This is a genomic window from Streptomyces sp. ISL-11 (assembly GCF_018614525.1).
In the GTDB taxonomy this organism is placed as follows: Bacteria; Actinomycetota; Actinomycetes; order Streptomycetales; family Streptomycetaceae; genus Streptomyces.
This window is the reverse complement of record NZ_JAGGOL010000070.1, coordinates 101,177-113,078: the sequence shown is the minus strand read 5'-3', so window position 1 is coordinate 113,078 and position 11,902 is coordinate 101,177. Positions and strand designations below refer to the sequence as shown.

Here is an 11,902-nt window from a genome sequence, read left to right as displayed (position 1 = left end):
CCGCCGCGCGCAGGGCGCGCAGGCGGAGGGCGTGGAGGGGCTCGTCCAGCGGATGCTCGTCGCAGAGTTCGGCCAGCTCGCCGAGGGTCTCGCCCGCCCGGCCCACGGCGACCGCGGCGGCCAGGCGCGTGCGGCGGGCGTCCAGGCGCCGGGCGTCGTAGCGGGGTGCCAGCGCCGGGCGGCCGGGGAGGTCGGCCAGGACCGGGCCGCGCCACAGGGCCAGCGCGTCGTCGAGGAGGTCCCCGGCCTTCGACGGGTCGCCTTCGGCGAGGGCCGCCGCGCCCTCGTCGGCGAGCCGCTGGAAGCGGTGCAGGTCGACGTCGTCGGGCACCGCGCGCAACCGGTACCCCCCGGCGACGGACTCCACCGCGTCGGGACCGAGCGCGCGCCGCAGCCGCCCGACGAGTGCCTGGAGGGCGCCCGCCGCGTCGGCGGGCGGTTCGGCGTCCCAGACCGCGTCGATCAGCGCGTCGGGGGTACGGGCCCGCCCGGGGTGCAGGGCGAGAGCCGCGAGGAGAGCGCGCAGCCTCGCGCCGCCAAGGGCGGCGGGGCGACCGTCGTCGGAATGGGCCTGGGTGGTACCGAGGATGCCGTAGCGCACGGACCCATTCTCACCCCGGTCGCGGTACCGGTTGCGCCGAGCCCGGGTGCGGCCAGTACCGTCGCCCGGTACATCCCCGCGCCGGGCCCGCCCGGCGAGTACCCCCCACACCCCTCAGGAGCACACGCGTATGGCTACAGCGACCCGCGGCGAACGGCGGGTGAGCCCCGTCTTCCTCGCCCTCGTCGCCATCATGGCGGTCTCCATATGGGCGGTGTGGACGGACTTCTCGGCGAACCCGGGGCTCGCCGTCTTCCTCTTCGTCGTGTCGGGCTGGGTGGTCTCGCTCTGCCTCCACGAGTACGCGCACGCCCGCACCGCCCTGCACGGCGGTGACATCTCGGTCGGGGCGCGCGGTTATCTGACGCTCGACCCGCTGAAGTACACCCACGCCCTGCTCAGCATCGTGCTGCCGCTGGTCTTCGTGATCATGGGCGGGATCGGCCTGCCGGGCGGCGCGGTCTTCATCGAGCGGCACCGCATCCGGGGCCGCTGGCGCCACAGCCTGATCTCGGCGGCCGGCCCGCTGACGAACGTGTTGTTCGCGCTGGTGGTCACCGCGCCGTTCTGGCTGGGCGCGATGGACGGCGTGCCGGACCACTTCCGCTACGCGCTCGCCTTCATGGCGCAGCTCCAGGTGACCGCGGCGATCCTGAACTCCCTGCCGGTCCCGGGCCTCGACGGTTACGGCGTGGTCGAGCCGTGGCTGTCGTACAAGGTGCGGCGGCAGCTGGATCCCCTGGCCCCGTTCGGGATACTCGTCATCTTCGGCGTCCTGCAGATCCCCGGCGTGGGCGACGCGTTCTTCGACATGATCGACGCGGTGCTGGACGCCCTGGGCGTGAAGCTGTGGGACACCTACTGGGGTCAGCAGCTGTTCCGCTTCTGGGAGGGTGTCCCGGACATCCCGCCGCTCAGCGGAATCGTCGTCGACTAGGCCGTGTCCGGCGGACCTTCGGCTGCGGGCCGTCTTTGCCGCCTGCGGCGGCGGGCGCCCTGCGGGCGCGTCCTCAATCTCCCCCAGCTACCGCTGGGAGGTGCCCCCAACGGGCTGGATTGTGGCTGAGCTCAGCCGCAATCAAGCCCGTCCGGCGCTTGAGGACACCGCCGCGCAGCGGTGGTGCGCACGACACGGCCCGCAGTGCCCACTCACATGATCCGCCGGACAGGCTTGATTGTGGCTGAGCTCAGCCCTGGCCGCTCTCCTTCGCCGCGCGGTCGTTCTTCGCCTTGCGCACGTAGTACCAGGCGATGTTGGACGAGACGCCGAGGAGCAGGATCCAGACGATGCCGAGCCAGCTGCCCTGAGCGAAGGAGACGACGGCCGCCACGGCCGCCAGGACGCAGACGGCGATGGCGTAGAGAGCGAGGCGGGGCATGGGAGGCGGTCTCCTGTCCGAGGGCACATGTGCGTACGATCCCGGCCATTGTCCCCCACGCCCCGGCCCCGGCGGGAAGCCGGTCAGACGTCGGTGACGCGCAGGCCCGCGTGGGCCTTGTAGCGGCGGTTGACGGAGATCAGGTTGGCGACCAGCGACTCCACCTGGTGGGCGTTGCGCAGCCGGCCGGCGAAGACGCCGCGCATGCCGGGGATCCGGCCCGCCAGCGCCTGCACGACGTCCGTGTCGGCGCGGGCCTCGCCGAGCACCATCACATCGGTGTCGATCTCGGCGATCTCCGGGTCGGAGAGCAGCACGGCGGACAGGTGGTGGAAGGCCGCGGTGACCCGCGAGCCGGGCAGCAGGGCGGCGGCCTGCTCGGCGGCGCTGCCCTCCTCCGGCTTGAGCGCGTAGGCGCCCTTCTTGTCGAAGCCGAGCGGATTGACGCAGTCGACCACGAGCTTCCCCGTCAGCTCCTCGCGCAGCGCTTCGAGGGTCTTGGCGTGGCCGTCCCACGGCACGGCGACGATCACGACGTCGCTGCGCCGCGCGCACTCGGCGTTGTCGGCGCCCTCGATGCCCAGGCCCAGCTCCTCGGCGGCGGTGTGCGCCCGCTCGGCGGCGCGCGAGCCGATGATCACCCGCTGGCCGGCCTTGGCGAACCGGTAGGCGAGGCCGCGGCCCTGGTCACCGGTGCCGCCGAGGACACCGACCACGAGACCGGACACGTCCGGAAGGTCCCAAGGGTCCTTCGCGGGGGCCTTCTTCGCGTCCCCCGCGCCGTCCTTCACGTCAACAGAAGTAGTCATGACAGCGATACTGTCACGCCCTTTCGGACCGCCCTCGGCGGCCACGGCACCTGCCGGGCGCCCGTACGGGTGAGGGGGCGCGGAAGCCCCTTCTCGAGGCCGCCGCCCGGGGCAGGATGCGGGGCCATGGACGCCGTACGGGTCGCGCTGCTGCGCGAAGTGCTCGCCGGGACCGAGTGGTTGCGGTCCACCCGCCGCTTCGCGGGCACACTGCGGACCTCGGTCACGCGCCACCACGGCGGGCTGCTGCTGATCGGCAGCACCGGCTACGAACCGTGGCACCTGGCCGCGCACCTGGACGACGAGGCCGCCTGGTCCGGGCTGCCGGAGCTGTCGCCCACGCTCGTGCGCCACCGGGTGCCGCCGGGCGTTCCGGCGCATCTGTCGGTGGGGCTCGGCCGGCTGGAGGCCGTGCGGCGCGGGGAGACGCTGCTGGTGGTGGCGGCGGAGAGCCCCGGCGAGGGCCTGCTGGAGCGGGTGCACGACGCCCGGCGCGGCGGTGCGACGGTCCTGGCCCTGGACGGCGCCCCCGAGGACGCCGGCGCGGAGCTGGCGGCGCTGGCGCACGAGACGCTGGCCGCGCCGGCGGCGCCCGGTCCGTGCGCCTCGACGTCGACGGATCTCGACCTCGACACCGTCCAGCACCTGGTCAGCGCCGCCGCCGGGGAGAACAGCCTGCCCGTCGCACACGGCCGCCGCCGCTTCCGCGACCGGCTCGCACGGCTCGCGGACCAGCTGACCGCGCCCCCTCCGCCGCGCTGGTAGCGGGGGCCGGGCGGCCCGGTGCGACCGCGGGTGATCGAAAAATCGTTTGCTCACGATCATCCATATATGGACGATGGTCTTCCGTGACCGATCACGACCCGCCTTCCCCTGTTTCCACCACTCCTCCTTCCGGCCGCCTGCGTGCGCTGCTGCCCGACCTCGCGCCCTGGCGTTCCTCCCCCGACTTCCGCCGGATGTGGCTGGCGGGGCTGGTGACGGTCTTCGGCACGTTCCTGACCTTCATCGCGGTGCCGCTCCAGCTCAAGGAGCTGACCGGCTCGGCGCTCGCGGTCGGCGCCGTCGGCGCCGTCGAGCTCGTACCGCTGATCGTCTTCGGCCTCTACGGCGGCGCGCTCGCCGACGCGGTAGACCGCCGCAAGCTGATCCTGTGGACCGAGGCCGGCCTCGGCGTGCTGTCCGTGATCCTGCTGCTCAACTCCGTGCTGCCGGAGCCGATGATCTGGCCGCTGTACCTGGTCGCGGCGCTGACCAGCGCACTGGCCGGCCTCCAGCGCCCGGCGATGCAGGCGATCGTGCCGCGCGTGGTCGCGCACGAACAGCTCCCGGCGGCCATCGCCCTGAACTCGATCCGCTGGCAGGCCGGCGCGATCGCCGGCCCGTCCCTGGCGGGCCTGATCATCGCCTTCGCGGGGCTCCAGTGGGCGTACGCGCTCGACATCGTCTCGTACGTGGTCTCCGGCGTCCTGCTGCTCGGGCTCGCCGCCTCCCCGGCCCCGCACGAGGCGAAGAAGCCGTCGCTGCGCGGCATCACGGAGGGCGCGCGCTACGCGTGGAGCCGCAAGGAGCTGCTCGGCACGTACACGATCGACATGGCGGCGATGCTCTTCGCGTTCCCGACCGCGATCTTCCCCTTCCTCGCCGACGACCTGGGCGCGCCCTGGGCGCTGGGCCTGATGTACGCGGCCGGTGCGGTCGGCTCGCTGATCGTGAGCCTGACCAGCGGCTGGGCCTCGCGCGTGCACCGGCACGGCCGCATGGTCGTCTACGCGGCGGCGGGCTGGGGCGCGGCGATGGCCGTGGCGGGCTGGATGCACAACGTCTGGCTGGTGCTGCTGTTCCTCGCCGTGGCCGGCGGCTGCGACATGGTGAGCGGTCTGTTCCGCTCGGCCATCTGGGACCAGACGATCCCGGACGAGCTGCGCGGCCGCCTCGCGGGGATAGAGATGCTGTCGTACTCGGTGGGCCCGCAGATCGGCCAGGTCCGGGCGGGCGGCATGGCGTCCCTGACGAACGTCCGCACCTCGGTGTGGGCGGGCGGCGTGGCCTGCGTGGCGTCGGTGGGTCTGCTGGCGTGCGCGCTGCCGAAGCTGATGGGGTACGACCAGCGGACGGACGAGCACGCGGTGCGGATGCGGAACCGCCAGGCGGAGGTGACGGAGGCGGCGTGAGGGTGCGGGCGCGGAGCCCCGCGCGGGACCGGCGTCCTGGGGCTCCGCCCCAGACCCCGGTCCTCAAACGCCGGACGGGCTGAATCGGTTGCCCGGCAGGTGAAGGGGCAGCCCGGCACGATCAAGCCCGTCCGGCGATCGAGGACACCCCGGCGGTAGCCGGGGAAGCCGCCCCCTCAGCCCTGCGGCCCCTGCCCCTCCTGACTGCCCCCGTTGTCGTTCCAGCGGGGATCCTCCCGCCATTCCGATTCCCGTTCGCGCGCCGTCTCCATCGCGTGCGCCGCCTCCTCGCGCGTCTCGTACGGGCCGAAGCGGTCGGCGGCGCGGCACTCGGGGCCCTCCTCGACCGTGCCGTGCTTGAGGCAGTAGTACCACTCGCCGGACTTGCCGGCCGGGCGCCGCTTGAACAGTGCCATCAGGTCTCCTCCAGCGTGGGGTGCTCGCCCACATGCTCCCCGATGTGCCCTGGATACACTCGCTGACATGTCTGGCCAGTCGCTTCTCACTCCGGGGACGCTCTCCCCCGCCCGCCCGGTCCCCGCCTCGATCACTCGCCCCGAGTACGTCGGCAAGGACGCTCCCACCCCTTACGACGGTCCCGAGACCCAGGACGCCGAGACCATCGAGCGGATGCGCGTCGCGGGCGGCATCGCCGCGCGGGCGATGGAGGAGGCGGCCAAGCTGATCGCGCCGGGGGTGACGACGGACGAGCTGGACCGCGTCGCGCACGCGTACATGTGCGACCACGGCGCCTACCCCTCGACGCTGGGCTACCGCGGCTTCCCGAAGTCGCTGTGCGCGTCGGTGAACGAAGTGATCTGCCACGGCATCCCGGACTCCACCGTGCTGCGCGACGGCGACATCGTGAACCTCGACGTGACCGCCTACATCGGCGGCGTGCACGGCGACAACAACGCCACCTACCTGTGCGGGGACGTGGACGAGGAGTCCCGCCTGCTGGTGGAGCGCACGCGGGAGGCCCTGAACCGGGCGATCAAGGCGGTCCGTCCCGGCCGCCGCATCAACATCATCGGCCGCGTCATCGAGTCGTACGCCAAGCGCTTCGGCTACGGCGTCGTCCGCGACTTCACCGGTCACGGCATCAACTCCTCCTTCCACTCCGGCCTGATCGTCCCGCACTACGACAGCCCGCATCACGACACCCTGATCCAGCCCGGCATGACGTTCACGATCGAGCCGATGCTGACGCTGGGCACGCACGAGTACGACATGTGGGAGGACGGCTGGACGGTCGTCACGAAGGACCGGAAGCGGACGGCACAGTTCGAGCACACGCTCGTGGTGACGGACACGGGTGCGGAGATCCTCACCCTGCCGTGAGGCGGCCGGGGGCGGTAAGGTTTTTGCCGACAGCACGTCGGGAACCAATTGACTTAGGCAAGCCTAACTAGAGAGAATCGGCGGTGGCGACGCGGCGGCCTTTCGTGTGCCGTGACCCGTCCCCGCCCGCTCCCGTACCCGGCCTCCGGAGGTCCCTCTTGGACGCGCCCGCCACCACGCCGTTCTCCACGCTGATCCGCACCGCCTCGCACGAGCAGCACACGGAAGCCGAGAACTCGTCGTTCATGGGCGACATGCTCGGCGGCCGCCTCGGGGTCGACGCCTACCGCCGCTACACCGAGCAGCTCTGGTTCGTCTACCGCGCCCTGGAGGACGCCTCGGCGGCCCTCTCGGCCGACCCCGTCGCGGGCCCGTTCATACGCCCCGAGCTGGCCCGTACCGCCGAACTGGAGCGCGACCTGGCCCACCTGGGCGGACCCGGGTGGCGTACGGGCCTGCGGCCGCTGCCCGCGACGGCGGCGTACGCGGCCCGCGTCGGGGAGTGCGCCCGCGAGTGGCCCGCAGGCTATGTCGCCCACCACTACACCCGCTATCTGGGCGACCTCTCGGGCGGCCAGATCATCCGCGGCACCGCCGAGAAGACCTGGGGCTTCGCCCGCAAGGGCGACGGTGTCCGCTTCTACGTCTTCGAGTCCATCGGCAACCCCGCGGCCTTCAAGCGCGAGTACCGCGAGCTGCTGGACGCGTTGCCGGTCGACGACCTGGAGAAGCAGCGCGTCGTCGACGAGTGCAAGCGCGCGTTCGCGCTGAACACGGCGGTCTTCCAGGAGCTGGGACGGGAGTTCCCGCTCAGCGCCTGACCTCCGCACCGGTCGGAAGGGAGGAGGGGGGTTCCGGGCCACCGGAACCCCCCTCCTCCGTCGTACGGCCGGGCGAACTCGCCCTGCGCCGGGCCGTCCTGCCGCAGTCGGCGGAGCTGTCTGCCGCTGCTCGACGAGCCGACCGCCGCGCTGGACCTGCGCCATCAGGAGCTCGTGCTGCGGGTCTGCCGCGAGCGCGCGGCGGCGGGCGACGCGTTCGACGCGGAACTCCTCAGTCAGGTCTATTCCCAGCCAGTGGAAGTAATTGATCATCCGCGCACCGGTGAACCCTTGGTGGTCCCGAGACGGGAGGGGCGAGATTTTGCCTCGTGAGAGCAGAATCACGCGTCATTCCGGGAACGACATAGGCAAGCCTCAGATAAGTTAGGTCGGCCTTATTCGGCCATGCCTTTCAGCCACGTCCGTGGCGCGTCTGCCGCATGTCCGATGCGGTCCGCCTGTTCCGTCCCCGCCTGTTCGAGCAAGCCTGGAGCTCCCATGCGCGTTCTCCGCTCCTCTGTCGTCACCGCCGCCGCCGCGGTCACGGCACTGACCGCCATATCCGGTTGCGCCGACAAGTCGGACGGAAAGGACTCGGACACGATCCAGGTCACCGCCTCCGACGACAAGTGCGAAGTTTCCAGGACTTCCTTTCCCGCCGGACACGTCAAGATCAATGTCCAGAACAAGGGCTCGAAGGTCACCGAGGTGTACGTCTACACCCCGGACGAGCGCATCATCACCGAGCGCGAGAACATCGGCCCGGGCACCAAGGCGGAGATCAGCGCACAGATCAAGGCCGGTTCGTACGAAATCGCCTGCAAGCCCGGAATGAAGGGCGACGGCATCCGGCAGAAGGTCACCGCGACCGGTGACGGCGCGGCGAAGAAGGCCGATCCCGCGCTGGAGAAGGCCGTCGCGGAGTACCGCAAGTACGTGCAGGCGCAGGCCGACGAGACGCTGCCGCTGGCCGAGAAGTTCGCCGAGGCGGTCAAGAAGGGCGACCTGGACGAGGCGAAGAAGCTCTACGCCCCCTCCCGCGTCGGCTGGGAGCGCACCGAGCCGGTCGCCGAGTCCTTCGGTGACATCGACCCGAAGGTCGACGTCCGCGAGGACGGCCTGGAGAAGGACCAGAAGTGGACCGGCTGGCACAAGCTGGAGAAGGCCCTGTGGGACGCCAAGACCGTCACCGATGACGACAAGAAGCTGGCCGACCAGCTGATCACCGACCTCAAGGACTGGCAGAAGCGCGTCGGCACCGCCGAGATCACCCCGACCAGCATGGCCAACGGCGCCAAGGAGCTGCTCGACGAGGTGGCCACCGGCAAGGTGACCGGCGAGGAGGAGCGCTACAGCCACACCGACCTCGTCGACTTCCAGGCCAACGTCGAGGGTGCCGAGAAGTCCTACGCGCTGCTGAAGCCGGTCGCGGCCAAGAACGACGCGGGCCTGGTCAAGGAGCTGGACAAGCAGTTCGCGGACCTGAAGAAGCTGCTCGACGGCCACCGCGACGGCGACACCTTCAAGGCATACGACACCGTCGGCAAGGACGACCGGAAGAACCTGTCGGACGGCGTGAACGCCCTCGCCGAGCCGCTGTCCAAGCTCGCCGCCGCCGTCGCGAAGTAACCGGGGAACAGCCATGACCGAGAACTCCACGACCGACGACACCACGACGACCGCGGCCGCGCCCTCGCGCCGGTCCGTCCTCGGCTGGGGCGGTGCCGGGCTCGCGCTCGGCGCGGCCGCCGCCGGTGGCACCGCCGCCGCCCTGCGCATCGGGGACGACGCCGCACCGGCCGCCTCGGCCGGCGACGCGGTGCCGTTCCACGGCGCCCACCAGGCCGGCATCCACACGGCCGTGCAGGACCGGCTGCACTTCGCCGCGTTCGACGTGACCACCACCGACCGGGCCGCGCTGGTCGCGCTGCTCAAGGAGTGGACGGCCGCGGCCGCGCGGATGACGGCCGGCCACGAGGTCGGCACCGGCGCCATAGGCGACAACGACCAGGCGCCGCCGGACGACACCGGTGAGGCGCTCGGCCTCAAGCCGTCCCGGCTGACGCTGACCTTCGGCATCGGCCCCGGCCTGTTCGAGAAGGACGGCAAGGACCGCTTCGGGATGGCTTCCCGGCGGCCGAAGGCCCTGGTCGACCTGCCCGCCTTCCCCGGTGACAACCTCGACGCCGCGCGCAGCGGCGGCGACCTGTGCGTCCAGGCGTGCGCGGACGACCCGCAGGTCGCGGTCCACGCGATCCGCAACCTCGCCCGCATCGGCATGGGCAAGGTCGCGATCCGCTGGTCGCAGCTCGGCTTCGGCAAGACCTCCTCGACGACGCCGGACGCCCAGACGCCGCGCAACATGATGGGCTTCAAGGACGGCACCCGGAACGTCTCCGGCACCGACGACGCCGCCCTCGGCAAGCACGTGTGGGTCGGCGAGAAGGACGGCCCGGCCTGGATGGTCGGCGGCTCCTACCTCGTCGCCCGCCGCATCCGGATGCACATCGAGACCTGGGACCGCACCTCGCTCGCCGAGCAGGAGGACGTCTTCGGCCGGGACAAGGGCGAAGGCGCACCGGTCGGCAAGCAGCGCGAGCGCGACGAGCCGCTGCTGAAGGCGATGAAGCCGGACGCCCACGTGCGTCTCGCGCACCCCGACAGCAACAACGGCGCGACGATCCTGCGACGCGGCTATTCCTTCACGGACGGCACGGACGGCCTGGGCCGGCTGGACGCGGGGCTGTTCTTCCTCGCCTACCAGCGGGACGTACGGGACGGGTTCATCCCGCTCCAGAAGAACCTGGCCCGCAACGACGCGCTCAACGAGTACATCCAGCACGTCGGCTCGGCGGTCTTCGCCGTCCCGCCGGGCGTCCGCGACAAGGACGACTGGTGGGGCAAGGCGCTCTTCGCGTGACCGACGATCCTTCGACGGAAAGGGAAGCCGGATGTTCGGCAACTACCTGATCGGCCTGCGCGAGGGGCTGGAGGCCAGCCTGGTCGTCTGCATCCTGGTCGCCTACCTGGTCAAGACCGGGCGCAAGGACGCGCTGACGCCGGTGTGGACCGGCATCGGCGTGGCCGTGCTGCTGAGCATGGGCTTCGGCGCGCTGCTCCAGTTCGGCTCGCAGAGCATGACCTTCCAGGCGCAGGAGCTGCTGGGCGGCTCCCTGTCGGTCATCGCGGTCGGCCTGGTGACGTGGATGGTCTTCTGGATGCGGCGCACCGCGCGGCACCTGAAGCGGGAGCTGCACGGCAAGCTCGACGCGGCGCTCGCCATGGGCACGACCGCCCTGGTGGTCACGGCCTTCCTCGCGGTGGGCCGCGAGGGCCTGGAGACCGCCCTGTTCATCTGGGCGGCGGCGGACGCCACGGACGACGGCGTACGGCCGCTGGTCGGGGCGATCCTGGGTCTGCTGACGGCCGTGGTGCTGGGCTGGCTGTTCTACCGCGGGGCACTGCGCATCAACCTGGCGAAGTTCTTCACGTGGACCGGCGCCATGCTGATCGTGGTGGCGGCGGGCGTGCTCGCGTACGGCTTCCACGACCTCCAGGAGGCCGACGTCCTGCCGGGGCTGGGCGCGAAGGCGTTCGACATCAGCGCGCAGATCCCGGTCGACAGCTGGTACGGCACCCTCCTCAAGGGCGTGTTCAACTTCCAGCCGGACCCGACCTGGCTCCAGGTCGCGGTGTGGGCGCTGTATCTGGTCCCCACCCTCCTGGTGTTCTTCGCCCCGGGTAAGGTGACCGCGAACCGAGCCGCCACCAAGGAGTCGAAGCCCGATGAGACGCCGGCCCCGTCGACCGATGACCGCTCCGGTGGCGCTGACGGCGCTGCTGACGGCGGTGACCGGGTGCGTGACGGTGCACGGCGAGCGGGAGATCATTCCGGCGGTGGACAGGGCTGAGGCCGCCGAGGTCCTCAAGCACTTCAACGACGGCTACAACGAGGCGTACCGCAATCTCGACCCGAAGGTCATCGACCGGGTCGAGAGCGGTCCGCTGGCCGAGATAGGCCACGCCGACATGCGGACGCAGAGCGCGCTGACGCCTGGCGGCAACCCGAAGTACCCCTCCCTCGTCCTGGACGACGCGCGCTTCACCATCCCCCAGCAGGCCGGCTGGCCGAAGTTCTTCCTCGCCGACACCCGCAGCAACCGCGACCGCAACCGCTGGTTCGTGGTCTTCCTGCGCGGCGGGGCGAAGGAACCCTGGAAGGCCGCCTACCTGTCGATCCTCAGCACCGACAAGGTGCCGAAGTTCGCCACCGACAAGGACGGTTACGCCGAGGCCGTCCCGGCCGCCAAGGGCAAGGACCCGGGCCTGGCCACGGCCCCGGACGCGGTGAGCGGCGCCTACACCGACTATCTGCGCACCGGCGACGGCGACGTCTTCGCGCCCGGCCCGCGGACCACCCAGCTGCGCGCGGAACGCGACGGGCTCCGGCGGACGCCGACGTTCTGGACGGAGTACATCGACACTCCGGAGAAGGCGCCGGCGTTCCCCGCCCCGGCGCTGCGCACCGAGGACGGCGGCGCGCTGGTCTTCTTCACCGCGCACCACCGCGAGCGGCGGACCATGGCCAAGGGCCTGCGGCCCGCCGTCACCGACCCGCGGACGAAGCCGCTGCTCACCGGCGAGCTGACGAAGTCCGTCACCTACACCCGGGTCTCGGAGTCGGCGGTGCGGGTCCCGGCGAAGGGCGCGGGCGGGCGGGCCGTCTTCCTCAACCGCATCGAAAGCGTGACGGCGGTCCAGGGCGAGTAGCGGCCGT

13 protein-coding genes and 1 pseudogene are annotated in these 11,902 nt (G+C 71.6%); 10 read left to right on the top strand and 4 right to left on the bottom strand.

The annotated features are described in order from the left end of the window. A partial coding sequence (locus J7E86_RS15905; RefSeq protein WP_215082324.1) for a BTAD domain-containing putative transcriptional regulator occupies window positions 1-601 on the bottom strand: 601 nt, incomplete at its 3' end. A 130-nt stretch (window positions 602-731) separates the two neighbouring features. On the opposite strand from J7E86_RS15905, the gene J7E86_RS15900 reads away from it, so the two are divergent. Beyond that, entirely contained in the window at window positions 732-1,538 is an 807-nt protein-coding gene (locus J7E86_RS15900; protein ID WP_215082323.1) for a site-2 protease family protein, read from the top strand. Between the two features lie 250 nt (window positions 1,539-1,788). On the opposite strand, the gene J7E86_RS15895 is transcribed toward J7E86_RS15900, so the two are convergent. Next, window positions 1,789-1,980: a hypothetical protein gene (locus J7E86_RS15895; RefSeq protein ID WP_215082322.1), complete on the bottom strand. Its 192-nt coding sequence runs from the start codon at window positions 1,978-1,980 to the stop codon at window positions 1,789-1,791. An 83-nt stretch (window positions 1,981-2,063) separates the two neighbouring features. Continuing rightward, entirely contained in the window at window positions 2,064-2,789 is a 726-nt protein-coding gene (gene npdG, locus J7E86_RS15890; RefSeq protein WP_215082321.1) for an NADPH-dependent F420 reductase, read from the bottom strand. 126 nt (window positions 2,790-2,915) lie between these two features. Here npdG and J7E86_RS15885 point away from each other — a divergent pair, with 126 nt between their 5' ends. Together J7E86_RS15885 and J7E86_RS15880 are read left to right on the top strand one after the other, a co-directional pair. Further along, window positions 2,916-3,554, top strand: a complete 639-nt coding sequence (locus tag J7E86_RS15885) for a hypothetical protein (protein ID WP_215082320.1) — start codon at window positions 2,916-2,918, stop codon at window positions 3,552-3,554. A gap of 83 nt (window positions 3,555-3,637) precedes the next feature. Continuing rightward, window positions 3,638-4,963, top strand: coding sequence for an MFS transporter (locus J7E86_RS15880; RefSeq protein ID WP_215082319.1), 1,326 nt, complete (start codon window positions 3,638-3,640; stop codon window positions 4,961-4,963). 176 nt (window positions 4,964-5,139) lie between these two features. Here J7E86_RS15880 and J7E86_RS15875 read toward each other — a convergent pair whose 3' ends face one another. Beyond that, entirely contained in the window at window positions 5,140-5,379 is a 240-nt protein-coding gene (locus J7E86_RS15875) for a hypothetical protein (RefSeq protein WP_215082318.1), read from the bottom strand. Between the two features lie 67 nt (window positions 5,380-5,446). Here J7E86_RS15875 and map point away from each other — a divergent pair, with 67 nt between their 5' ends. The 7 genes and pseudogenes from map to J7E86_RS15845 all read left to right on the top strand — a co-directional run bounded on the left by map (window position 5,447) and on the right by J7E86_RS15845 (window position 11,895). Continuing rightward, on the top strand, window positions 5,447-6,304 hold the full coding sequence (gene map / locus J7E86_RS15870; RefSeq protein ID WP_215082317.1) for a type I methionyl aminopeptidase: 858 nt from the start codon (window positions 5,447-5,449) through the stop codon (window positions 6,302-6,304). 158 nt (window positions 6,305-6,462) lie between these two features. Further along, window positions 6,463-7,125, top strand: coding sequence for a heme oxygenase (biliverdin-producing) (locus J7E86_RS15865; protein ID WP_215082316.1), 663 nt, complete (start codon window positions 6,463-6,465; stop codon window positions 7,123-7,125). 105 nt (window positions 7,126-7,230) lie between these two features. Then, window positions 7,231-7,458 (top strand): annotated as a pseudogene (locus J7E86_RS31105) (hemin ABC transporter ATP-binding protein); the annotation flags it as partial. Window positions 7,459-7,623: 165 nt separating this feature from the next. After that, entirely contained in the window at window positions 7,624-8,754 is a 1,131-nt protein-coding gene (gene efeO / locus J7E86_RS15860; protein ID WP_215082315.1) for an iron uptake system protein EfeO, read from the top strand. Window positions 8,755-8,767: 13 nt separating this feature from the next. After that, window positions 8,768-10,045, top strand: a complete 1,278-nt coding sequence (gene efeB / locus J7E86_RS15855) for an iron uptake transporter deferrochelatase/peroxidase subunit (RefSeq protein ID WP_215082314.1) — start codon at window positions 8,768-8,770, stop codon at window positions 10,043-10,045. Between the two features lie 31 nt (window positions 10,046-10,076). After that, window positions 10,077-11,036, top strand: coding sequence for an iron uptake transporter permease EfeU (gene efeU / locus J7E86_RS15850; protein ID WP_215082313.1), 960 nt, complete (start codon window positions 10,077-10,079; stop codon window positions 11,034-11,036). Further along, entirely contained in the window at window positions 10,936-11,895 is a 960-nt protein-coding gene (locus tag J7E86_RS15845; protein ID WP_251019203.1) for a hypothetical protein, read from the top strand. The genes efeU and J7E86_RS15845 overlap by 101 nt, the downstream gene beginning before the upstream one ends. Window positions 11,896-11,902 lie beyond the last annotated feature (7 nt).

What these genes read in the sequence shown, in the direction of transcription:
- map (WP_215082317.1), top strand. Translation starts at nt 5,447, where the DNA reads ATGTCTGGCCAGTCGCTTCTCACTCCGGGGACGCTCTCCCCCGCCCGC.
- J7E86_RS15895 (WP_215082322.1), bottom strand. Translation starts at nt 1,980, where the DNA reads ATGCCCCGCCTCGCTCTCTACGCCATCGCCGTCTGCGTCCTGGCGGCC.
- efeO (WP_215082315.1), top strand. Translation starts at nt 7,624, where the DNA reads ATGCGCGTTCTCCGCTCCTCTGTCGTCACCGCCGCCGCCGCGGTCACG.
- J7E86_RS15875 (WP_215082318.1), bottom strand. Translation starts at nt 5,379, where the DNA reads ATGGCACTGTTCAAGCGGCGCCCGGCCGGCAAGTCCGGCGAGTGGTAC.
- efeB (WP_215082314.1), top strand. Translation starts at nt 8,768, where the DNA reads ATGACCGAGAACTCCACGACCGACGACACCACGACGACCGCGGCCGCG.
- J7E86_RS15845 (WP_251019203.1), top strand. Translation starts at nt 10,936, where the DNA reads ATGACCGCTCCGGTGGCGCTGACGGCGCTGCTGACGGCGGTGACCGGG.
- J7E86_RS15900 (WP_215082323.1), top strand. Translation starts at nt 732, where the DNA reads ATGGCTACAGCGACCCGCGGCGAACGGCGGGTGAGCCCCGTCTTCCTC.
- npdG (WP_215082321.1), bottom strand. Translation starts at nt 2,789, where the DNA reads ATGACTACTTCTGTTGACGTGAAGGACGGCGCGGGGGACGCGAAGAAG.
- J7E86_RS15885 (WP_215082320.1), top strand. Translation starts at nt 2,916, where the DNA reads ATGGACGCCGTACGGGTCGCGCTGCTGCGCGAAGTGCTCGCCGGGACC.
- efeU (WP_215082313.1), top strand. Translation starts at nt 10,077, where the DNA reads ATGTTCGGCAACTACCTGATCGGCCTGCGCGAGGGGCTGGAGGCCAGC.